20 protein-coding genes are annotated in these 21,989 nt (G+C 45.8%); 15 read left to right on the top strand and 5 right to left on the bottom strand.

The window, feature by feature from the left end:
- Positions 1-25: 25 nt before the first annotated feature.
- Both ACY8DX_RS16695 and ACY8DX_RS16690 read right to left on the bottom strand, forming a co-directional pair.
- Positions 26-226 carry a hypothetical protein gene (locus ACY8DX_RS16695; RefSeq protein WP_462405632.1) on the bottom strand — a complete coding sequence of 67 codons (201 nt, stop codon included), beginning with the start codon at positions 224-226 and terminating at the stop codon, positions 26-28.
- 137 nt (positions 227-363) lie between these two features.
- Positions 364-744: a hypothetical protein gene (locus tag ACY8DX_RS16690; RefSeq protein WP_049669922.1), complete on the bottom strand. Its 381-nt coding sequence runs from the start codon at positions 742-744 to the stop codon at positions 364-366.
- Positions 745-895: 151 nt separating this feature from the next.
- Here ACY8DX_RS16690 and ACY8DX_RS16685 point away from each other — a divergent pair, with 151 nt between their 5' ends.
- Positions 896-1,984, top strand: coding sequence for a M42 family metallopeptidase (locus ACY8DX_RS16685; protein ID WP_462405631.1), 1,089 nt, complete (start codon positions 896-898; stop codon positions 1,982-1,984).
- Positions 1,985-2,022: 38 nt separating this feature from the next.
- Here ACY8DX_RS16685 and sspI read toward each other — a convergent pair whose 3' ends face one another.
- Entirely contained in the window at positions 2,023-2,232 is a 210-nt protein-coding gene (sspI, locus tag ACY8DX_RS16680; RefSeq protein ID WP_049669924.1) for a small acid-soluble spore protein SspI, read from the bottom strand.
- A 128-nt stretch (positions 2,233-2,360) separates the two neighbouring features.
- On the opposite strand from sspI, the gene ACY8DX_RS16675 reads away from it, so the two are divergent.
- The 3 genes from ACY8DX_RS16675 (at position 2,361) to pheT (ending at position 6,948) form a co-directional block, all read left to right on the top strand.
- Positions 2,361-3,095, top strand: a complete 735-nt coding sequence (locus tag ACY8DX_RS16675) for a TrmH family RNA methyltransferase (protein ID WP_049672786.1) — start codon at positions 2,361-2,363, stop codon at positions 3,093-3,095.
- Positions 3,096-3,475: 380 nt separating this feature from the next.
- Positions 3,476-4,513 (top strand): phenylalanine--tRNA ligase subunit alpha, encoded by a 1,038-nt coding sequence (pheS, locus tag ACY8DX_RS16670; RefSeq protein WP_462405630.1) that lies wholly within the window; start codon positions 3,476-3,478, stop codon positions 4,511-4,513.
- Positions 4,514-4,536: 23 nt separating this feature from the next.
- The gene (gene pheT, locus ACY8DX_RS16665; RefSeq protein ID WP_049669926.1) at positions 4,537-6,948 is read left to right on the top strand and encodes a phenylalanine--tRNA ligase subunit beta; all 2,412 of its coding nucleotides are present in this window, start codon (positions 4,537-4,539) and stop codon (positions 6,946-6,948) included.
- 804 nt (positions 6,949-7,752) lie between these two features.
- Here pheT and rnhC read toward each other — a convergent pair.
- The gene (gene rnhC / locus ACY8DX_RS16660) at positions 7,753-8,712 is read right to left on the bottom strand and encodes a ribonuclease HIII (RefSeq protein WP_049669927.1); all 960 of its coding nucleotides are present in this window, start codon (positions 8,710-8,712) and stop codon (positions 7,753-7,755) included.
- A 110-nt stretch (positions 8,713-8,822) separates the two neighbouring features.
- On the opposite strand from rnhC, the gene zapA reads away from it, so the two are divergent.
- From zapA to ACY8DX_RS16635, 5 genes are all read left to right on the top strand, one after another.
- Complete coding sequence (gene zapA / locus ACY8DX_RS16655) at positions 8,823-9,095, top strand: cell division protein ZapA (RefSeq protein WP_462405629.1); 273 nt, start codon at positions 8,823-8,825, stop codon at positions 9,093-9,095.
- A gap of 7 nt (positions 9,096-9,102) precedes the next feature.
- Entirely contained in the window at positions 9,103-9,639 is a 537-nt protein-coding gene (locus ACY8DX_RS16650) for a CvpA family protein (RefSeq protein WP_049669929.1), read from the top strand.
- 109 nt (positions 9,640-9,748) lie between these two features.
- Complete coding sequence (gene polX / locus ACY8DX_RS16645; RefSeq protein ID WP_462405628.1) at positions 9,749-11,467, top strand: DNA polymerase/3'-5' exonuclease PolX; 1,719 nt, start codon at positions 9,749-9,751, stop codon at positions 11,465-11,467.
- Between the two features lie 28 nt (positions 11,468-11,495).
- Positions 11,496-13,853, top strand: coding sequence for an endonuclease MutS2 (locus tag ACY8DX_RS16640; protein WP_462405627.1), 2,358 nt, complete (start codon positions 11,496-11,498; stop codon positions 13,851-13,853).
- A gap of 275 nt (positions 13,854-14,128) precedes the next feature.
- Positions 14,129-15,088 (top strand): alpha/beta fold hydrolase, encoded by a 960-nt coding sequence (locus ACY8DX_RS16635; RefSeq protein WP_462405626.1) that lies wholly within the window; start codon positions 14,129-14,131, stop codon positions 15,086-15,088.
- 36 nt (positions 15,089-15,124) lie between these two features.
- Here ACY8DX_RS16635 and ACY8DX_RS16630 read toward each other — a convergent pair whose 3' ends face one another.
- A complete protein-coding gene (locus ACY8DX_RS16630) occupies positions 15,125-16,063 on the bottom strand; it encodes a GNAT family N-acetyltransferase (protein ID WP_462405625.1) in 939 nt (312 codons plus the stop codon).
- 220 nt (positions 16,064-16,283) lie between these two features.
- Here ACY8DX_RS16630 and ACY8DX_RS16625 point away from each other — a divergent pair, with 220 nt between their 5' ends.
- The 6 genes from ACY8DX_RS16625 (at position 16,284) to trxA (ending at position 21,868) form a co-directional block, all read left to right on the top strand.
- Positions 16,284-17,984, top strand: coding sequence for a long-chain-fatty-acid--CoA ligase (locus tag ACY8DX_RS16625; RefSeq protein ID WP_462405624.1), 1,701 nt, complete (start codon positions 16,284-16,286; stop codon positions 17,982-17,984).
- Positions 17,985-18,083: 99 nt separating this feature from the next.
- Positions 18,084-18,671: a fatty acid metabolism transcriptional regulator FadR gene (locus ACY8DX_RS16620; RefSeq protein WP_049669934.1), complete on the top strand. Its 588-nt coding sequence runs from the start codon at positions 18,084-18,086 to the stop codon at positions 18,669-18,671.
- 22 nt (positions 18,672-18,693) lie between these two features.
- Positions 18,694-19,467 carry an enoyl-CoA hydratase gene (locus ACY8DX_RS16615; RefSeq protein WP_049669935.1) on the top strand — a complete coding sequence of 258 codons (774 nt, stop codon included), beginning with the start codon at positions 18,694-18,696 and terminating at the stop codon, positions 19,465-19,467.
- 126 nt (positions 19,468-19,593) lie between these two features.
- Entirely contained in the window at positions 19,594-20,367 is a 774-nt protein-coding gene (locus ACY8DX_RS16610; protein ID WP_049669936.1) for an electron transfer flavoprotein subunit beta/FixA family protein, read from the top strand.
- Between the two features lie 47 nt (positions 20,368-20,414).
- Positions 20,415-21,392 carry an electron transfer flavoprotein subunit alpha/FixB family protein gene (locus ACY8DX_RS16605; RefSeq protein WP_049669937.1) on the top strand — a complete coding sequence of 326 codons (978 nt, stop codon included), beginning with the start codon at positions 20,415-20,417 and terminating at the stop codon, positions 21,390-21,392.
- Between the two features lie 161 nt (positions 21,393-21,553).
- Positions 21,554-21,868, top strand: a complete 315-nt coding sequence (trxA, locus tag ACY8DX_RS16600; RefSeq protein ID WP_049669938.1) for a thioredoxin — start codon at positions 21,554-21,556, stop codon at positions 21,866-21,868.
- Positions 21,869-21,989: the final 121 nt, after the last annotated feature.

Below are 21,989 nucleotides of genomic sequence, written 5' to 3'. Positions count from 1 at the left end.
CCGAATAGTCATTTTTATCGAAATCTTATTGTACGATGTTGTTTCGTTTGTTCATGAATGTAACGAGTAAGAGTCCAAGACCGATTGCACCCAATAATATCATGAAATCAAAAACCGGTTTCGTGAAGGGAATGGCAAACGATAGGATGAACATTAAGCCCAGGACAGACCATAACGACAATGAAGTAATGGTTAATAAACGATTTAATCGAGTATCCGTATTCATGCAAACACCACTCCTTCCTTACTCTGCTTCTACCTATTATACGAATTCAGCAAGTATAAGGTTTCAAAAGGAGACTGGAAGAGCATGATTGGAATGGAATAGCGTGCTGGTGCAGTATAATGATATCAGCCCTGAGCTTATTGAACGGGAAGGGTTTGCAGCGGTTCTTCCCATTCTACTTCTGCCTCTGGATAGTGCTGCTTGACTTGTTCTTCGATATAGAGAAGATCCGCTTGTGTCAGGCTTTCCGCATCAGGGGGTGAAACAGCTGAAATAAGAATGGAGTTGACCGACTCAGTGTCTTCACCATCCCGCAGGTATTTTTCTCCCTCAAATAAGAAGCCTTTGTATGTAAGCGTGAAATTCTTCCGTGCGTTATGTTTCTCATCCAGCAGGAAGAATTGCTTGTGCTTCTGGGAGGAGCGGAGCTTGCGGGCAGGATGCAGGAACCGCTTCACTCCTTTATATAGGAAATAGAAGATGGTGAATATGATTGCAATTTGCAGAATTAGTGCCATTGGTTTACTTCCTTTCACTTCCATCTAGGTTTTCTTACGAGTGAGAAGGGGAAAAGTTTCGGGTTGAGTGACTTTTTTATTTTCAGGCAGGATAGGTTAGGGTTAATAAAAGGAAAATACATATAAAGATGAACTGAAAGGAATGATGAGCATGACCAAATGGGATGAAACTCTTCAAATGCTGAAGGAATTGACTGATGTTAATGGCATCGCAGGCAATGAATCACAGCCGAGAGAAGTAATGAAACGCATGATTGAACCGTATGCGGAATCCATCACGATGGATGGGATCGGCTCCTTGATTGCAGAGAAGAAAGGAGATGGAAACGGACCGCGTATCATGGTGGCAGGGCATTTGGATGAGGTCGGCTTCATGGTGACTCGAATTGACGAGAAGGGCTTCCTGTTCTTCCAAACCATTGGCGGCTGGTGGTCACAAGTTATGCTTTCGCAGCGCGTGACTGTTACAACCTCAAAGGGAGAAGAAATCACGGGTATCATTGGTTCGACTCCTCCGCATGTTTTGCCGCTTGAAGCAAGAAAGAAACCAGCAGATATTAAGGATATGTTTATTGATATCGGTGCGGCCAGCCGTGAGGAAGTGATGGAGTGGGGCATCCGCCCAGGTGATATGATTACCCCGTATTTTGAATTCACGGTGATGAAGAATGAGAAGATGCTAATGGCAAAAGCGTGGGACAACCGAATTGGCTGCGCCATCGCCATTGAGGCCATGAAACGTCTGAAGGATGAAAAGCACCCGAATATTTTCTATGGTGTGGGAACCGTCCAGGAGGAAGTTGGCTTACGTGGAGCGAAAACTGCAGCTGCGGCAGTGAAACCGGATATTGCCATTGCGGTTGATGTCGGCATCGCTGTGGACACCCCGGGATTATCTGAGAAACATGGCATCGCTAAAGCGGGAGACGGTCCAGCACTTGTCTTATATGATGCCAGCTTGGTTGCCCATAAAGGACTGCGTGAATTCATTGAGGGTGTGGCTGAAGAGATGAACATCCCGTACCAATACGATCATATTCCAGGAGGAGGGACGGATGCAGGCTCCTTCCATCTAGCAGGAACAGGCGCTCCTTCCATCGCTATCACAATTCCAACGCGTTATATCCATTCAAACGCAGGAATTCTGAACCGAGAGGATTTCGAGAATACAGTCAACTTGATTGTTGAGCTTGTTAAGCGACTTGATCGTGAAGCCGTTGACAGGATTAAATACAGCTAATAAAAAACGATGATGGAGTAAAAACTCCGTCATCGTTTTTATTGTTTTAAGGCTGTTTCAAGTAACTCAAGCATCTCGTGCTTCTCTTCGTTTGAGGCTTTCTGCCAAATCAGTTCGAATAACACGCCAAGTCCTGGGAGCATCTTTTCTTCGCCGCTTTGAATGGCATCGACAATCGTTGCTTCAAGCTCTTGCTGGGAGTTGCCGGTGACATTATGAATGATGGCATTGCGCAGATTAAGGTTCATGTTCATTCCTCCAATGGTCGTCTTTCTACTAGTTTAGCTATTCTTTCCTGTTTCTATGTATACAAAATCGGCTATAATGGAAGAACGTTAATGAAGAAGGTGAAGGAAAGTTGAAATATATTGAATCAATGCAGAATGCGCGTGTGAAGCAATGGAAGAAGCTTCTTGGCAAGAAGGAACGCGATAAGAGCCGGAAGTTCCTTGTAGAAGGCTTTCATTTAGTCGAAGAAGCGCTTAAGAACGGCCTTGTGGAGGATATCATCATTAAGGAGGGAACAGATCTTCCGCTGAAATGGAATGTGGAATCGACTGACCTGTTTACCGTACATAATGAGGTATTTGCTGTACTCGCAGACACGGATACACCGCAGGGAGTTATCGCGGTATGCCATAAACCACGCTTAGAGCTTGAGGAAGGAAGCCTGGAAACGGTCCTGCTTATTGACCGCGTACAAGATCCCGGCAATATCGGCACGATGATCCGCACGGCTGATGCAGCCGGCTTTAGTGCCGTTATATTAGGGGATGGCTGTGCTGACCCATACAGTCCGAAGGTTGTCCGTTCTACTCAGGGGAGCCTGTTCCATCTGCCGATTTTAAAAGGAAATTTAGTGGACTGGACGGAGCGGCTGCAAGCAAGCGGTGTAAAAGTATTTGGTACGGCCTTACAGGGGGCGAAGCCTTACCGGGAGATTGGACGTGCTGACCGTTTTGCCCTCCTCGTCGGGAATGAAGGCAGCGGTGTGAGCGAGGAGCTTCTGCAAAAGACGGATCAGAATGTGTACATCCCGATTTACGGAAAAAGTGAATCCCTAAATGTGGCGGTCGCAGCAGGTATTCTGATGTATGGGCTAAAGAATTAATTTTTCGCCAAGGGTTTGAAACAGACAGGGAATTCGATTATAATGAAACAATAAAAATTGATGATGAAAAGCAATGATGGAGAACAAGTAATTGTTTCGTTGAAAGGGCTGCTATTCAGGGAGAAAATGCCGCTGACTGAAAGCATTTTTAGAAGCCGGAAACAATGAATTCACCTCTGGAGCTGCAACCGGGACCGCTGGAATTCAGCGTAAAGGTTTGCCGGCATGAAAGCCGTTATGAAATGAAGCGAGCGCTGCCTGTTTAGGCTTGCGCTAACAAGGGTGGTACCGCGACTCATAACCTCGTCCCTTTTTTAGGAGACGGGGTTTTTTGTGTTTTCATTTAATTTCATCAGATTGATTAAATAGGAGGATGTATCATGCAAGAAAAATTACACGCATTGCAGCAGGAAGCTTTGCAAAAAGTCTCTGAAGCAGCTGATTTGAAGGCGTTAAATGATGTCCGTGTTGCTTATCTTGGCAAGAAAGGGCCGATTACGGAAGTATTGAGAGGCATGGGAAGCCTTTCAGCGGAAGAAAGACCGAAGCTTGGCGCACTTGCCAATGAGGTACGTGCGGCAATCACAGCGGCTATTGAGGAGAAACACGCAGCCCTTGAAGAAGAGGCAGTAAACCAGCAGTTAGCGGCAGAGAAGATTGACGTTACCCTTCCAGGTGCTCCTGTCAGAAAAGGAAATCATCACCCGCTCACGAAAATCACAGAGCAGCTTGAGGACTTATTCCTAGGCATGGGTTACACGATTGCCGAAGGTCCGGAAGTGGAACAGGATTATTATAACTTTGAGGCGCTTAACCTGCCGAAGAGCCACCCGGCACGAGATATGCAGGATTCTTTCTATATCACAGATGAGATCTTAATGCGTACACACACTTCCCCAGTACAAGCCCGTACAATGGAGAAGCATGAAGGAAAAGACCCGGTTAAAATCATTTGCCCAGGTAAAGTGTACCGCCGTGATAATGATGATGCGACACACTCTCACCAATTCATGCAAATTGAGGGGCTTGTCGTGGATGAGAACATCACGATGGCTGACTTAAACGGAACGTTAGAAGTATTCGCGAAAAAATTCTTCGGTGAAGATCGTGAAATCCGTCTTCGCCCAAGCTTCTTCCCATTCACAGAGCCTTCCGTTGAGATGGATATCTCCTGCAAAATCTGCGGCGGCAAAGGCTGCTCCGTATGTAAGGGAACAGGCTGGATTGAGATCTTAGGCGGCGGTATGGTGCATCCGAACGTCCTTGAGATGGCTGGCTTTGATTCCAGCAAATACACTGGATTTGCCTTTGGTATGGGTGTAGAGCGTATTGCGATGCTGAAATATGGCATTGATGACATTCGCCATTTCTATACAAATGATGTTCGTTTCACCAGCCAGTTTCACTGCCACGAGTAAAGAATGAGTCAGGAGGAAAAATCATGTTCGTATCATATAAATGGTTACAAGAGTATGTTGATTTAGATGGAATCAGCGCACAGGAATTAGCAGAGAAAATTACCCGCAGCGGGATTGAAGTAGAGGGTGTGGAAGCACCGGCAGAATCCATTACGAATGTCGTGATTGGTCATGTTCTGCAGAAAGAACAGCATCCAAATGCAGATAAATTAAGTGTCTGCCAGGTAGATGTCGGCGAAGAGGAGCCAATCCAAATCGTTTGCGGCGCACCAAATGTCGCAGCAGGCCAAAAAGTGCCGGTTGCCCGTGTGGGAGCGGTACTTCCAGGCAATTTTAAAATCAAGAAAAGCAAGCTTCGCGGGGAAGCATCCAACGGAATGATCTGCTCCCTTCAAGAGCTTGGCATCGAAGCGAAGGTTGTCGCGAAGGAATATGCAACAGGCATCTTCGTATTCCCGAGTGATGTCGTTCCTGGAACGAATGCGCTTGAAGTGCTTGGTCTAGATGATGCAATCCTTGAGCTGGGGCTTACGCCAAACCGTTCTGACTGCTTGAGCATGCTTGGTGTCGCGTATGAAGTGGCAGCCATCCTCGGCAAAGAAGTGAAGCTTCCAGAGGCAGTTGTATCCGGTTCTGAGGAAAAGGCATCTGATTACATCTCTATCAAGGTAGAAGCGAAGGAACAAAATCCTTTATACATTGCAAAAGTGATCAAGGATGTCAAAATTGGGCCATCTCCATTATGGCTGCAATCCATCCTGATGAAGAGCGGCATCCGCCCGCATAATAATGTCGTTGACGTGACGAACTATATTCTTCTTGAATACGGCCAGCCGCTTCATTCCTTTGACTATGATCGTCTTGGTTCAAAAGAGATCGTTGTACGCATGGCACATGAGGGCGAGAAGCTCGTAACACTTGATGAGGCAGAACGTACGCTTACACCAGATCATTTAGTGATCACAAACGGCAAAGAGCCAATTGCCCTTGCAGGTGTCATGGGCGGAGCAAACTCTGAGGTTGTGGATGAAACGACAACGGTTCTGCTTGAAGCAGCCTACTTCGCTGGCGGCCCAGTGCGTAAAGCATCCAAAGATTTCGGCCTTCGTTCTGAAGCAAGTGCCCGCTTTGAAAAAGGGGTTGACCCGAACCGCGTTCGCGCTGCAGGAGACCGCGCTGCTGCAATGATTGCAGAGCTTGCAGGCGGAACTGTGCTTGACGGCTATGCAGAAGTCAATGAATTAACGGTTGAACCAGCCGTTGTCAGCATCACGCTTGGCAAAATCAATAAAGTCCTTGGTACAGAACTGCAAGTATCTGATGTGGAAGACATTCTCTCCCGCCTTCAGTTTGAAGTGAAGACAGAAGGAGAAGAGTTCGTTATCACGGTACCGACTCGCCGCGGCGATATCACGATTCCAGAAGATATCATTGAAGAAGTAGCCCGTCTATACGGATATGATAATCTTCCGAAAACATTGCCTGTCGGTGAATCAAAGCCAGGCCTGCTAACAGACTATCAATTGAAACGCCGCATCGTACGCCGTTATCTTGAAGGCTCCGGCTTAATGCAAAACGTGACGTACTCTCTCACATCAGAAGAGAAAGCTTCCATGTATGCGCTAGATAAACGCGAAAGCATCCGTCTTGCCATGCCAATGAGTGAAGAGAGAAGCACTCTTCGCATGAGCTTGCTTCCAGGTCTTCTGGATGTAGTGAAATACAATGTAGCCCGCCAAATGGACAGCGTTGCTGTATATGAAACAGGCGGTGTCTTCTTGAAAACCAGCAGTGATGAGCTTCCAGAAGAAAAAGAACATCTCGCTGGAGCGGTGACTGGTCTATGGAACGCTAACCTATGGCAAGGCGAGAAGAAACCAGTTGATTTCTTCGTTGTAAAAGGAATCCTTGAAGGCTTATTCCGTCAATTAGGCGTGAGCGAACGTATTGAGTGGAAGCAGGCTGTCAGAGCCGATCTGCACCCAGGACGCACAGCCGATATTCTTTTAGACGGTGAAGTCATTGGATTTGCCGGCCAAGTCCACCCGAAAGTGGAAAAGAAAGAAGACTTGAAAGCAACCTATGTATTCGAATTATCCCTTCATGCGCTATTAAACGCTGAAACAAACGAAATTCAATACACAGCTATCCCGCGCTTCCCATCCATCACACGCGACATCGCACTAGTCGTTGACAAGGATGTAGTTGCAGGAGAAATGAGCGCCATCATCAAAGAAGCAGGCGGTAAACTACTGAAAGAAGTCCACCTCTTCGATCTATATGAAGGCGAAAGAATGGAAGAAGGCAAAAAGTCACTCGCATTCTCCCTAAAATACTTCGACCCAGAAAAAACATTGACGGACGAAGAAGTAACGAAAGCCCATGGCAAAGTATTGTATGCTGTGGAAGAAAAAGGAGCATCGTTAAGAGGCTGAGGCGACTGATAGAGGTACGAAGACTAAGAACGCCGCGTCGTGCGGCACCGTCTTCATGACCGACGTCGTGTCGGCCTGCGACAAGCATAAGAAAAAAGCGCGAAGGGAAGGAAAAGGAACAAAGACTAAGAAACGCCACATCGTGTGGCGACGTCTTTGTGACCGATGTCGTATCGGCCTCCCGTAGCGCTTTTTCTTATGTCTCGAGCAGCTAGGAGCCGAAGCTGGATTAGTTAAGAGGTTAATTGAAGGGCTGAGGCGGCTGATAGAGGTACGAAGACTAAGAACGCCGCGTCGTGCGGCACCGTCTTCATGACCAACCTCGTGTTGGCCCGCACCGGGCATAAGACAGAGGCACGAAGGGGGTGTACTTCCCCCGCAGTGGCTATGCTTATGACCCAAGCTCCTAGCCGCCCGAAGCTAGACACGGTGACTGGTATAGAGGAACAAAGACTAAGGCCGCCGCATCGTGCGGCACCGTCTTCATGACCGACGTCGTGTCGGCCTGCGACAAGCATAAGAAAAAAGCGCGAAGGGAAGGAAAAGGAACAAAGACTAAGAAACGCCACATCGTGTGGCGACGTCATTGTGACCGATGTCGTATCGGCCTCCCGTAGCGCTTTTTCTTATGTCTCGAGCAGCTAGGAGCCGAAGCTGGATTAGTTAAGAGGTTAATTGAAGGGCTGAGGCGGCTGATAGAGGAACAAAGAACGGCGCGTTATGCGGCACCGTCTTCGTGACCGACGTCGTGTCGGCCTAAAAACTGCCGGAGCTGTTGAGTTTTCAACAGCTCCGGCAGTTCCTTTACAAGCCTGCCTTACGCACAATCTGGCGGGCTTTTTCTGTATTGGCAAAATGCATTTTGGCGAGCGGTCCTAAAGCGGCTTCGCCTTTTTTTGCGATGATTAGGGCAGCTGTGTCATCGACCTTTGAGCCGGCTCCCTTTGGAATGGTGACGCCGGCCTGTTCGCTCAATAAGTCCATATGCTTTAAGAAGGCATAGCGGGCAATGACTGAAGCAGCGGCAACAGCAGTAGAAATGCTTTCTGCTTTTGTGCTGAAATAGAGCGGGACTTCACGTTTTCCCGTTGTTCCAGTATGGCGAAAATAAACGCCAGGCTCGCAGAATTGGTCAATGAGAATACCGTCGGGCTTGATGTCGTTCAATTTGCCGAGCAAATGGTTGATGGCTTGCTCATGAAGCATCGCTTTCATCTTGCCCTGACTATAGCCCTTCGCCTGCAGCTGATTGTATTTTTCATTGCGCAAAACGAGCAGGCTATATGGAATCATCTCCGTGATCTTTCGGCCGAGAATGAGAATTTGCGGGTCTTTGATCGTTTTTGAATCACGAATGCCCATATCCTCAAGCACCCGGATATGCTCGGATGAAACATAGGCAGCAGCGACGGTTACAGGTCCGAAGTAGTCGCCGGTGCCGGCCTCATCTGTCCCGATAATATTTAATTGATTAATCGTGCCAGGTGGACGGTATGAATGGTCAGAGACGTTTCGTTTAGTGAAGGGTGAGCCGCTTTTCTTTTGAGCAGGTGCTGTTCCCGTACTTCCCCATTTCTTCGCTTCAGCCGTTGTATTGCTGCCTTGAAATAATACTTTCCCTGATTTATAGGCTGTTATCGTCGCACCATTGACTTTAGCTGAAAACACAGCGCCAGCAGGTGTATTCGCCGTGATGGAAGCGGCATAGTGGTCTTTCATTTTATAGAGAGTGTCATTGGATACCTTGATGACGGTATTGGACATTCTACTTCACCTCTTTAGCAATTTCGTTTTATTATGTAACTAACAGTTTTTATCAAGTAATTCCAAGAAAATCAATTTCGTGGTATGATATAAGACAGGATTTTTTACGAATGGAGGCACACACCTTGTCGTTTCAAAAAAACAGGGTCAACGTTGAGATATATGGACAACAATACACCATTGTAGGGGATGAGGCAACGTCCCACTTGCGTAAGGTCGCCCTTTCAGTGGATGAGAGAATGAGAGAAATCGGCCAAAAGAATCCGGGATTGGATACGACGAAATTGGCGGTTTTGACAGCGGTCAATGCCATTCACGATTATTATAAATTATTGGAGAAAATGGAAGAGTTGGAATTAGAATTAAATCAAGAGAAGAAATGAGGGTAACATGGTTACATTAATTATACTGTTTGCTTTGTTGTTGGGATTCTTCGTTGGGTTAAGAAGAGGACTTATCCTCCAGACCATCCATTTGGTCGGCTTTATCATTGCCTTGATTGTCGCAAGGATGTTCTACAAGGATTTGGGAGATAAGCTGGAGATGTGGGTTCCATTCCCGTCCTCTGATGATGGAACGTTGACGATGCTGTTTGATGCCGTCCATCTTGATGCGGCGTTTTATAATGCGATTGCCTTCCTGCTGATATTTATCCTGGTGAAATTTGCGCTGCAAATGATTGGTTCAATGCTTGATTTCCTTGCCCAGCTGCCATTGTTAAAACAAATCAATAAATTGGCCGGCGGTGCTCTAGGCTTCGTACAAACCTATCTTGGGATCTTTATCCTACTTTATATCGCGGCAATGCTGCCAATCGGCACCCTGCAGGAATGGATTCAAGGGTCTTTCTTAGCGGAGGCTATTATCCTTGATACGCCATTTTTGTCCAATTGGGTAACGGATTTATGGTTTAATCCGCTGTCATGACTTTTCCATTCATGGGGAAGTCTTTCTTTTTATGTTGCGGGAGTCAGCTTGTATATAATAATAGTTAACGGTATCTTTAACATTAAGAACGTACGGGTGGGTGATTAGGATGAGCGTGAATAAAAAAGACGTCATTAAATTATTGGAAACGATTGCGACATATATGGAATTAAAGGGGGAGAACCCGTTTAAGGTATCTGCCTTCCGTAAGGCTGCACAGGCGTTGGAAATTGACGACCGGAGCATCACAGAAATCGAGGATTTTACCAAGCTATCCGGCATTGGCAAAGGCACGGCTGCGGTAATTACCGAGTATTTGGAGACAGGGGCCTCAGAAGTGCTGAAAGAGCTGCAGGAGGAGGTTCCAAAGGGATTGATTCCTCTCTTGAGGCTGCAAGGCCTAGGCGGCAAGAAAATTGCTAAGCTCTATAAGGAATTACATATCACGAATGCAGAAGAGCTGAAGGCTGCCTGTGAAGAAGGGAAAGTGTCCGCACTCTCAGGGTTCGGCAAGAAAACGGAGGAGAATATCTTAGAGGCTATCAAGACGATGAATACAAAGCCGGACAGGCTCCCTCTTGCTGTTATGCTTCCGATTGTGGAGGATATTGAAAGCCGGCTTGAAGGGATGAAGGAAATTATCCGTTTCTCCCGGGCTGGAAGTATCAGACGAGGCCGAGAGACGATTAAGGATCTGGATTTTATTATTGCCACAAATGAACCGGGCAAAATTAAAGAGGCAATTCTGGCATTTGAGCATATCGACCATATTGTTGCGGCCGGAGATACAAAGGTGTCACTCGCTCTTTCCTATGACCATGAGATTGCGGTTGACTTCCGGATGGTGAAACCGGAGGAATTTGTTACAGCTCTCCATTACTTTACCGGATCGAAGGACCATAATGTGAGATTGCGTCAATTGGCGAAAGACCGGGGAGAAAAGGTCAGTGAGTATGGGGTTGAGAACCTGGAAACAGGTGCTGTTTTGACCTTTGAACGGGAAGAGGAGATGTTCGCCCATTTCGGATTGCCGTTTATTCCGCCGGAGCTCAGACAGGATGGAACGGAAATCGAGAAGTTTACGAAGGATTATCCACTCATCCAGGAAGAGGATATTAAGGGAGACCTTCATATGCATACGACTTGGAGTGATGGTGCCCAGACGCTGCGTGAGATGGTGGAGGCCTGCCGTGCGAAGGGCTATCGCTATATGGCAATTACGGACCACTCCCAGTATTTAAAGGTAGCAAACGGGTTGACGGCTGAGCGAGTCAGGAAACAGAAAGAAGAGATTCGCAAGCTGAATGAAGAATATGATGATATCATGATTTTATCCGGGATTGAGATGGATATCCTGCCGGATGGAACGCTTGATTTCGATGATGAGCTTCTTAGTGAGCTCGATCTTGTGATTGCCTCTATCCATTCCTCCTTCTCACAGCCGCAGGATGTGATTATGGAGCGGCTGAAGACTGCCCTCATGAATAAGCATGTAGACATCATCGCCCATCCGACTGGACGGGTGATTGGCAGACGTGACGGGTATGATGTAGATATGGATGCATTGATTCAGCTGGCAGCTGAAACGAATACAGCGCTTGAATTGAATGCCAATCCAAATCGTCTTGACCTGGCAGCGAAAAATGTCAAAAAGGCACAGGAGGCAGGCGTCACAATTGTCATCAATACGGATGCCCACAGCATGGAAATGCTTGATAATATGGAAGTGGGCATCGCAAACGCCAAGAGGGGCTGGCTTAAGAAGGAGACAGTTCTGAATGCGCGTAGGGAGGAACAACTGCTGTCATTTTTGAACCGGAATGACTGACTATAGATTAAGGGGAGGATTTTTCTCCATGCAGCAAAAAGTATTAAAGACATTAGAATATAACAAGATTATTGAACAGCTTGAACAGCATGCGTCCTCAAGCTTAGGGAAGGATTTATGCCGTCACCTCCTTCCAAACGCTGTTTTAGAGGAAGTGAAGCATTCACAGGAAGAGACGGACCAAGCAAGAACGGTTTACCGCTTAAAAGGTTCCGTTCCGCTTGGGGGCATCTTTGACATTCGCGGCTCAATGAAGCGGGCACGAATTGGCGGGGTGCTCAGCGCGACCGAATTAATGGAGACGGCGAGCACGCTTCGTGCGGGACGCAATATCCGCAAGTTCCTCGAGGATATGCAAGAGAACGAAATTGAATTGCCCATTTTATATGCGTATAAGGATGAATTGGTTACCTTGCATGATGTTGAGAAGGAAATTAATGGCGCTATTGGTGACAATGGAGAGGTCCTTGATTCTGCAAGCGATACTCTGCGTTCGTTAAGACAGCAATTACGGACGAATGAAGCAAGGGTGCGTGAAAAACTAGAAAGCATGATTCGCTCAAGCAATGCGGCTAAAATGCTTTCTGATGCCATTATTACCATTCGGAATGACCGTTTCGTTATCCCAGTCAAACAGGAATATAGAAGTCATTACGGCGGAATCATTCATGATCAATCTGCCTCAGGGCAAACCTTATTCATTGAGCCGCAATCCATTGTGCAATTGAATAACTCTTTATCAGATATTCGTATTAAGGAAGCGCGTGAGGTGGAGAGAATCCTGACGAATCTATCCAATATGGTTGGGGAGCATTCAGAGGAAATCCTGTCTAATGTTGGAATTCTTGCTGCCCTTGATTTTGCCTTCGCGAAGGCAAAATATGCGAGGGCGATTCAAGCGACCATGCCTTTGATGAACAATAAGGGCATCATTAAATTGAAGAGTGCCCGTCATCCTTTAATTGACCCCGAGGTTGTCGTGGCCAACGATATCATTCTGGGTGAAACTTACGGAACAATGGTCATCACGGGTCCGAATACTGGGGGTAAAACAGTCACCCTAAAAACGGTTGGTCTTTGCACATTGATGGCGATGTCCGGCTTACAGGTAGCGGCACAGGAGGGCTCCGAGCTTGCTGTCTTCCGTTCCGTGTATGCGGATATCGGTGATGAGCAGTCGATTGAACAAAGCTTGAGTACCTTCTCTTCTCATATGGTCAATATTGTGGAGATTCTCGAAACGCTCGATTTCGAGAGCCTTGTGCTGTTTGATGAGCTCGGGGCAGGGACAGACCCGCAGGAAGGTGCAGCGCTTGCGATTGCTATTCTTGATGAGGTCCATACCCGCGGAGCGAAGGTTATTGCGACAACTCATTATCCTGAACTAAAGGCATACGGCTACAATAAAGAGGGCGTCATTAACGCGAGCGTGGAGTTTGATGTTGAAACGCTCAGCCCGACTTACCGCCTCTTAATTGGTGTGCCGGGGCGAAGCAATGCTTTTGAGATTTCAACGAAGCTTGGCCTAAGCGACCGCATTATCCGCGATGCGAGAAGCATGGTCGGTGTGGAATCCAATAAAGTGGAGAATATGATTGCTTCACTGGAGACTTCCCGAAGAGAAGCGGAGAAGGATTGGAAAGAGGCTGAGGCATACTTGAAAAATGCTGAACGGCTTCATAAGGACCTTCAAGAAGAAATGAAGGAATACTATGAGAAGAAGGATGCCTTAATCGAGAAGGCTAAACAGGAGGCAAGAGAGCTTGTCAGCCAGGCCGAGAAGGAAGCAGAGGGAATCATCAGCGACCTTAGAAAGCTCCGTTTAGAGAAAAACGCCGAAGTGAAGGAGCATGAGCTGATTGAGGCGAAGCGCAGGTTGACAGATGCCAAGCCGGAGCTGACAAAGCAAGTCAGAAAAACAGGAAGCGGCCAAACGCAAAGAACCCTTAAGCCGGGGGATGAGGTTAAGGTACTGTCTTTCGGTCAAAAAGGAACCTTGCTTGAGAAGGTATCGGATAATGAATGGAATGTCCAAATGGGTATCTTGAAGATGAAGGTCAAGGAAAAGGATCTTGAATTCAAGAGCAGTCCAAAGCCTGTTGAGACAAGAACGATTGCGAGTGTGAAAGGGAAGGACTTCCACGTTAACCTGGAACTGGACCTTCGCGGTGAGCGCTATGAGAGCGCGTTGTCGCGGGTTGAGAAATATATAGACGATGCCTTGCTAGCCGGTTATCCGCGCGTGTCCATTATCCACGGAAAGGGTACTGGAGCCTTGCGCCAAGGAGTGAGGGATTATTTGAAGAACCATCGTTCCGTGAAATCAATGCGCTTTGGGGAAGCATCTGAGGGCGGAACCGGTGTAACGATTGTGGAGCTAAAATAAAGGGGCTTAACGGGAGGAACCTATGGAGACATTGGCGAAAGTGCTGCTAGTAGTGTCAGCTTTATTTGTTCTGGTGGGAATCATCTATGTGACGGTTATAGCGTAAAGAAATACCCTATGGAAAACAAACGAGTTTTGTCTTCTATAGGGTATTTTTGTATGGAATTTATTGTGTATTTGGGGTTCTTTCATAAAGGGTACATAAAGGAATATGTGCAGTTTCAAGTCATCCAGGGAGGGATTCGATCATCATGCCAAGATATGTGAAACGCGGAATGAAAAAAGTTGTCCAAGCTGGTTTTAAAGAGAAAGAGATTATCATTGACGAGGATATTCTCCATTATGCCGAAGGGCCTGCTAACGGGCCTGCCCTTTTGTTAATTCATGGGCAATCGGTGGATTGGACAAGCTATTTCAAGGTCCTGCCTGCCTTGTCAAAAATCTATCATGTTTTTGCGATTGATTGTCATGGTCATGGCCATTCCAATAAGAATCCGTATAAATACTCAGCAGAGGCAATGGGAACCGATTTTGCAAGATTCATTGAAGAGGTTGTGAAAGAGCCTGTAATTGTGGCCGGTCATTCCTCTGGAGGTTTGCTTGCTGTATGGCTTGCGGCCAATCGGCCTGATTTAGTCAAAGGTGCTGTGCTTGAGGACCCGCCGCTTTTTTCTTCAGAGGCCAAAAGGTACAATGAGAAAAACTTTGCTTTTCTCGATATGAGCTTGACCTGCCATAATTTCTTGAACCAGACGAAGGAAACTGACTTTTCCTCCTACTATATCGAGCACTCCGCCTGGATTCGTTTCTTCAAGAAGGGGGAGCAGAGGATTGTGAACTATGCTAAGTCCTATCGTAAAAAGCATCCTGATCGCCCATTGTATCTCTTCTTCCTGCCGGCATCCTTAAATGAGGCATTGAGGGGCCTCCTAAATTATGATCCTGAATTCGGCAACTGCTTTTATGATGCAACCTGGCATCGAAACTTTGATCATGCTAAGGCGCTAGAAAGCATCGTCTGCCCAACGATACTCATTCATACAAAGTGGAAATATGATGAAAATGGTGTATTATTAGCTGCCATGGATGGAAAAGATGCTGAAAAAGCCCGAAGCCTTATGAGAGACTGCGAGCTGGTCAATGTCAAAACCGGGCATGACTTTCATTTTGAAAAGCCGGAGGACTTCGTTGGTATCCTCCGAAAGTTCCGAAGCAGGGTGCAAGACCTATCATAATCTAATAGATTGGCGGGGTAAGTAGGCTAGGCTTTCTTACCCTTTCTCTTGCAGAAGAAGTTCATAATAGCTGAAATGAGTATCCTCTCTATAGCCATGTTTCTCATAGAGCCGTTTAGCTGGTTCATTTGTAACGGCTGAGCATAAGGTGATTTCCTTCGCGCCTGTCTGAACGGCAAATTCTCGCGCGTAATTTAATAGCTTGGCCGCTACTCCTCTGTTTCTTGCGTCGGGGTGAATATAAAGATCATTTAGAATCCAAGTTCTTTGCATGGAAATCGAAGAAAAGGAGGGATAAAGCTGGATAAAGCCGAGATATCCTTGTCGCCCGCCGGCAAAGAATAGGACAGATTCCTGCCTCTTCAAACGCTCCTTAAGAAAGTCTTTCGCTCCGTTCTGGTTGGAGGCTTGGTTATAAAACATTCTATAGGCATCAAAGAGATGAGAAACGCCCTCCATATTTTCCAGCCCGGCCTGCTTGATATACACAGGATTCCTCTCCCAGAATGTCTCAATCTGTTCTTGATGATGACGGTCATGCCAGGTAAAGTCTGTGATGATGAAAAGGAGGGAATAGGGTGTGCCGGTATGAGGGCAATGGGTTTCTCCATTAGTTGAGACTGGCTTATAAAGCAGCTCTGCCGGCAGCTCATACAATTCGCTTATAAGGCGTTCTCTCGTTTCCCTCGCCTCTTGAAGAAGCTCCTCCTTTGATAGGCCTGATCGAGCATAGGCTGCTGCAGCGGCATTAAAAGAATCAAATTCTGGGAAGGACATGTCTTCGCCGAGTTTGATTGAAGGAATGACATCAGAGAGAAGATAGTTATCCCATTTTGTAATATGAGTAATGATTTCTCCGCAGGACCATTTATCTGGTGCAATTGGCATAGTCCAAGTCTCTTCTTCCATATCCTCTAATAAGGAAAGCCACGGAGAGTAATGCTGAAAATCTTCGAGAACGGTTTGTTTATCCATTTGAAATAAGCTCCCTTCAACTTTGATACTTCTAATGTTTGACTGCTCCTTCTTTCCTTCTTTCTTTTTGAGTGATTTTCCTCTATTATTCGAGGGAATAATTGTTTATCTCCTGTAAATTGAGACTTTTGACGGGTCGTCTTTCGTAAAATATTGTCATACTATTCTCACTATACTATAATTAAATAGGAAAAATAGCTTTTTTAGGGAGGTTTTTACATTGTTGGAAGAAAAACCGTGGTATACGCAATATCCAGATGAAATCCCAAAAAGCATCGAGTATGGACAGAATTTAATTCCTGATTATTTAAAGGATTCAGCCCGTAAGTATCCAACGAAGAACGCCATTCATTTCATGGGAACGGAAATGTCCTATCAGAAACTGTATGAGCATGCCTTGCAATTTGCTCATTACCTGAAGGATATCGGAATCGAGAAGGGTGATCGTGTTGCAATCATGCTGCCGAATTTGCCGCAAGGGGTCATAGCGTATTATGGTACGTTAATGGCTGGAGGTATTGTCGTTCAGACCAATCCTCTCTATATGGAAAGGGAAGTGGAATACCAGCTTCAGGACTCCGGCGCAAAGGTCATTCTTACACTCGATATCCTATTCCCCCGCGTTTCAAGTGCCGTCAAGAACACGAGCGTTGAACACATCATCGTCACTGCCATCAAAGACTTTTTGCCTTTCCCAAAGAACATGATTTATCCATTCATCCAGAAGAAGCAATATGGCATCGTCGTCAAGGTCAAGCATGAGGGCAACCATCATTTGTTTATGGAAATTTTGAAAACGGCTTCAAAAGAGGATATTCAGTATGAGGGCGACCCGGAGAACGACCTGGCTCTGCTTCAATATACGGGAGGAACGACAGGCTTTCCGAAAGGAGTCATGCTGACGCATAATAATCTTGTTGCGAATACAAAGATGTGTGATGCCTGGCTCTATAAGTATAAGGAAGGGGAAGAAAGAGTGCTGGCATTACTGCCATTCTTCCACGTATACGGAATGACAACCGTTTTGATTCTATCCGTCATGAAAGCCCACAAAATGATTATCCTGCCGAAATTTGATGCAACAGATACGTTAAAGACGATCCAAAAGCAGCGTCCAACCTTATTTCCAGGAGCACCGACCATGTATATCGGGTTGCTGAACCATCCAGATATCGCTAAATATGATTTATCATCCATTGATGCCTGTATCAGCGGATCATCTGCCCTGCCAGTGGAAGTCCAAGAGGAATTTGAAAAGGTAACGGGCGGAAAGCTTGTCGAGGGATACGGACTAACAGAAACCTCTCCTGTTACTCATGCCAATCTTCTCTGGGATGGACCGCGCAAGAAGGGAAGCATTGGATTGCCATGGCCGAGCACAGATGTTGCCGTATTATCATCGGAGAATCATGAACCTCTTCCTGCTGGTGAAATCGGTGAAATTGCCATTAAAGGTCCTCAAGTGATGAAAGGATACTGGAATCGTCCGGATGAAACCGAAAGCGCTTTCTCAGGGGAGTGGCTGTTAACCGGTGATATGGGCTATATGGATGAGGAAGGCTACTTCTATGTGGTGGACCGGAAAAAAGATATTATTATAGCAGGCGGATTTAATATTTATCCTCGTGAGATTGAAGAAGTATTGTATGAGCATAAGGCTGTTCAAGAGGCTGTTGTAGCTGGTGTGCCAGATCCATACCGCGGTGAAACAGTCAAAGCTTATATTGTTTTAAAGGAAGGCAGTGAAGTGACCGAGCAAGAGTTGAATGAATACTGCCGTAAGCATTTGGCGGCATTTAAGGTGCCGCGTTTGTATGAATTCCGTGATGAACTTCCAAAGACAGCGATTGGGAAGATTCTGCGCCGTGCGCTTGTAGATGAAGAGAGACAAAAACTTGCCAATGACAAAAAAGAGGCATAAGCTAGAATTACTGGCTTTTTTCTTGACTTTCCTTCAATCCGCGACTAATATGAAATTATGAATGATGATTCATTCATTTTTGTCAGAGGAGGACGCAGGATGAAGAAGGACCGCCCAAAATACAAACAGATTATTGATGCAGCCGTCATCGTCATTGCCGAAAACGGCTACCATCAAGCACAAGTCTCCAAGATTGCAAAGCAAGCGGGCGTGGCAGATGGAACAATTTACTTATATTTCAAAAACAAAGAGGATATTTTGATTTCGATGTTTCAGGAGAAGCTCGGAGTCTTTATCTCCAATATTGATGAAGAAATGGCTCGGGTAACAAGTGCGAAGGAAAAGATGCTTGTCCTGATTAGCAAGCATTTCGAGATTCTATTTGAGGATAAGCATCTGGCCATTGTTACCCAGCTTGAATTAAGACAATCCAATAAAGAGATTAGGCACAAGATCAATGATGTCCTGAAAGGGTATTTGAAGCTTGTAGATTCCATCCTCGTTACTGGGGTCGAGCAAGGGGAGTTTCATCAAGACCTGGATATCCGCCTGGCTAGACATATGGTGTTTGGAACGCTGGATGAGATTGTCACCACTTGGGTGATGAATGAGCAGAAATATGATCTTGTGAAGCAGGCAAGGCCTGTACATGAGCTCATCATCAAGGGTCTTGGAGCTAAATCGTAAAGTAAAGGGGCAGATGGCTAGTATGAATACTTTACATTTGCACAAGGAGAATCAGGTGGCCTATGTGGCAATTAACAGGCCGCCTGCCAATGCCTTGGCATCAGAATTACTGCAGGATTTATCCTCTATGCTTGATACAATTGAGGAGCAGGACGATATTCGTACTGTAGTTTTACATGGGGAAGGAAGGTTTTTCTCAGCGGGTGCTGATATTAAAGAATTCACAACCGTGGAATCTGAAGAAGCATTTGCGCAGCTTTCAGCAAAAGGGCAAAAACTGTTTGAAAGAATCGAAACATTCAAAAAACCAGTAATTGCAGCTATACATGGAGCCGCGCTTGGCGGAGGATTAGAACTGGCTCTGTCCTGCCATTTACGCTATGTGACAGAAACGGCCAAGCTTGGCTTGCCAGAGCTTCAGCTTGGATTGATTCCGGGCTATGCCGGCACTCAACGATTGACGAGATTTGCAGGACCGGCGAAAGCGGCAGAGATGATGTTCACATCTGAACCGATTTCCGGTCTTGATGCTGTCGCCTGGGGGGTTGCCAACAAAGCGTTTAAGGAAGAAGAATTCATGGATTCCGTGAAGAAGCTTGCTGAAAAGATTGCGAACAAGAGTCCGATTGCGCTTGATAAGACCATTCAGCTGATCAATTATGGAAAGCATGAGCGGTATTATGAGGGTGTTAAAAAGGAAGCTGAGTATTTTGGCGAAATCTTTGGAACAGAGGATGCAAAAGAAGGTATAAGTGCATTTATCGAAAAACGTTCACCGATATTTAAAGGGAAATAAGAACCTAATATCGAATAATTTCATTAACAGCATCCTGACTGGATTTTCCAGGCAGGGAGTGAATATACATCAAGTTTGCTAGAATTAGATCTTCATATTTCATACGAACAAATAGGAGGGCCTTACATGAATATCTATGTGTTGTTGAAAAGAACATTTGATACAGAGGAGAAGATTTCTTTATCAAATGGCCGAATTCAGGAAGATGGCGCAGAATTTATCATTAATCCTTATGATGAATATGCGGTAGAGGAAGCTATTCAAGTGCGTGACGCACAAGGCGGCGAGGTAACCGTTGTAACGGTTGGCGGAGAAGATGCTGAGAAGGAGCTTCGCACAGCACTTGCTATGGGAGCAGATAAAGCAGTCCTGATCAACATTGAAGATGATGTTGAAGATGGTGACCAATATACAACAGCTAAGATTCTATCTGAATATTTGAAGGAACAAGATGCAGATTTAATCATCGGCGGTAACGTGGCCATCGACGGAGGTTCAGGACAGGTCGGCCCGCGTGTAGCTGGTTTGCTTGATATCCCTTATGTCACAACTGTCACGAAGCTTGAAATTGACGGAACTAATGTAACCGTTACCAAGGATGTTGAAGGAGATTCAGAGATCATTGAAACATCCCTGCCTTTATTAATTACGGCACAGCAAGGCTTGAACGAGCCGCGTTACCCTTCCCTGCCAGGGATCATGAAAGCGAAGAAAAAGCCGCTTGAAGAGCTGGAGCTTGATGATTTAGATCTTGAGGAGGACGATGTTGAAGCGAAAACGAAGAGCATCGAAATCTACCTGCCGCCTCAAAAAGAAGCAGGTAAAGTCCTTCAAGGCGATATTCCTGATCAAGTGAAAGAGCTTGTTCAATTGCTCCGTTCTGAAGCGAAAGTCATCTAATCATTTAAGGCAACGAACATAAAGGGAAAATAACGGGAGGTAAAATTATGTCCAGAAAAGTTATCGTTTTAGGAGAAACAAGAGATTCTTCTCTACGTAATGTATCCTTTGAAGCGGTCGCTGCAGCAAAGACAGTTTCTGAAGGCGGTGAAGTAATCGGCGTCGTATTCGGAGAATCAGTGGCTGAGGCCGGCAAAGAATTAATCCATTATGGTGCAGACCGCGTCATCGTAGTTGAGCATGCAGAGCTTAAACAATATTCCTCTGACGGCTATACACAAGCCTTAATGGCTGTCATTGACCAGGAGTCTCCTGAAGGAATCATTTTGGGACATACATCCTTAGGAAAGGATCTTGCCCCGCGTGTAGCCGGAAAATTAGGTTCTGGATTAATTTCCGATGCGATTGCGGTTGAACAAGCAGGCGGAAACATCGTTTTCACTCGCCCAATCTATTCCGGTAAGGCATTTGAAAAACGTGTTGTGACAGACGGTATCATCTTTGCTACGATCCGTCCTAACAATATCAATCCGCTTGAGCATGACGCGGGCCGTTCAGGGGATGTCCAATCCTTATCTGTGGATATTAAAGATTTGCGCACGGTTATTAAGGAAGTGTTGAGAAAGGCGACAGAGGGCGTGGATCTCTCTGAAGCGAAAGTGATCGTTGCAGGCGGACGCGGCGTGAAGAGTACAGAAGGCTTTGAGCCATTAAAGGAATTGGCTGATGTCCTCGGCGGTGCTGTCGGAGCTTCCCGCGGTGCATGTGATGCTGACTATTGCGATTATGCCCTGCAAATCGGACAAACTGGTAAAGTCGTAACACCGGATCTTTATATTGCTTGCGGAATCTCTGGAGCTATTCAGCATTTAGCTGGTATGTCTAACTCCAAGGTTATCGTGGCAATCAACAAGGATCCTGAAGCAAACATTTTCAAAGTAGCGGATTACGGAATCGTAGGCGACCTGTTCGAGGTTGTGCCGCTGTTAACGGAAGAGATTAAAGCATTGCTCGTTAAATCTTAATGGAAACCGAACGACCGGCTGATTGAGCCGGTCTTTTTTGTGGAAAACGGAAACATTTTCATGCGTGTGGATAATCGAGCAATACAGTAGCATCCTATAATAATCAGTGGTATACTCCACTTAGAGTTATACTTTATGTAGTTTTTAGGAGGTTAACAAATATGGCAATTTCTAACGTTACGGATCAAACATTTGTAACTGAAACAAGCGAAGGCTTGGTTTTAGCTGACTTTTGGGCTCCTTGGTGCGGACCTTGTAAAATGATTGCACCTGTTTTAGAAGAAATTGATGCAGAGCTTTCCGATAAAGTAAAAATCGTCAAATTAGACGTTGATGAGAACCAAGAAACAGCGGTTAAATTTGGTGTCATGAGCATCCCGACTCTTGTCCTTTTCAAAGACGGAGAAGTTGTGGATAAAGTGATTGGCTTCCAGCCAAAAGAAGCGCTTGTTAACTTAATCTCTAAACACGCTTAATAAGGATGGAAAGACTTCGGCGCAGCCGGGGTCTTTTTCTTATGAAAGACTCCTATCTAACGGTATATACTAAAGGTAACTCAATATTCTATTTGAAGATATACCAGGCTATGCCTGAATT

The sequence above is a fragment of the Gracilibacillus sp. Marseille-QA3620 genome (assembly GCF_054950035.1).
This window is presented reverse-complemented; position numbering and strand designations above follow the sequence as displayed.

Excerpts from the sequence above, each read along its gene's own strand:
- ACY8DX_RS16695 (WP_462405632.1), bottom strand. The coding sequence starts at position 226 with ATGAATACGGATACTCGATTAAATCGTTTATTAACCATTACTTCATTG.
- ACY8DX_RS16650 (WP_049669929.1), top strand. The coding sequence starts at position 9,103 with ATGGTTACATTAATTATACTGTTTGCTTTGTTGTTGGGATTCTTCGTT.
- zapA (WP_462405629.1), top strand. The coding sequence starts at position 8,823 with ATGGAGGCACACACCTTGTCGTTTCAAAAAAACAGGGTCAACGTTGAG.
- rnhC (WP_049669927.1), bottom strand. The coding sequence starts at position 8,712 with ATGTCCAATACCGTCATCAAGGTATCCAATGACACTCTCTATAAAATG.
- ACY8DX_RS16630 (WP_462405625.1), bottom strand. The coding sequence starts at position 16,063 with ATGGATAAACAAACCGTTCTCGAAGATTTTCAGCATTACTCTCCGTGG.
- polX (WP_462405628.1), top strand. The coding sequence starts at position 9,749 with ATGAGCGTGAATAAAAAAGACGTCATTAAATTATTGGAAACGATTGCG.
- ACY8DX_RS16685 (WP_462405631.1), top strand. The coding sequence starts at position 896 with ATGACCAAATGGGATGAAACTCTTCAAATGCTGAAGGAATTGACTGAT.
- pheS (WP_462405630.1), top strand. The coding sequence starts at position 3,476 with ATGCAAGAAAAATTACACGCATTGCAGCAGGAAGCTTTGCAAAAAGTC.
- sspI (WP_049669924.1), bottom strand. The coding sequence starts at position 2,232 with ATGAACCTTAATCTGCGCAATGCCATCATTCATAATGTCACCGGCAAC.
- ACY8DX_RS16640 (WP_462405627.1), top strand. The coding sequence starts at position 11,496 with ATGCAGCAAAAAGTATTAAAGACATTAGAATATAACAAGATTATTGAA.
- ACY8DX_RS16635 (WP_462405626.1), top strand. The coding sequence starts at position 14,129 with ATGAAAAAAGTTGTCCAAGCTGGTTTTAAAGAGAAAGAGATTATCATT.
- ACY8DX_RS16620 (WP_049669934.1), top strand. The coding sequence starts at position 18,084 with ATGAAGAAGGACCGCCCAAAATACAAACAGATTATTGATGCAGCCGTC.
- trxA (WP_049669938.1), top strand. The coding sequence starts at position 21,554 with ATGGCAATTTCTAACGTTACGGATCAAACATTTGTAACTGAAACAAGC.
- ACY8DX_RS16605 (WP_049669937.1), top strand. The coding sequence starts at position 20,415 with ATGTCCAGAAAAGTTATCGTTTTAGGAGAAACAAGAGATTCTTCTCTA.
- ACY8DX_RS16690 (WP_049669922.1), bottom strand. The coding sequence starts at position 744 with ATGGCACTAATTCTGCAAATTGCAATCATATTCACCATCTTCTATTTC.
- ACY8DX_RS16615 (WP_049669935.1), top strand. The coding sequence starts at position 18,694 with ATGAATACTTTACATTTGCACAAGGAGAATCAGGTGGCCTATGTGGCA.
- ACY8DX_RS16610 (WP_049669936.1), top strand. The coding sequence starts at position 19,594 with ATGAATATCTATGTGTTGTTGAAAAGAACATTTGATACAGAGGAGAAG.
- pheT (WP_049669926.1), top strand. The coding sequence starts at position 4,537 with ATGTTCGTATCATATAAATGGTTACAAGAGTATGTTGATTTAGATGGA.
- ACY8DX_RS16675 (WP_049672786.1), top strand. The coding sequence starts at position 2,361 with ATGCAGAATGCGCGTGTGAAGCAATGGAAGAAGCTTCTTGGCAAGAAG.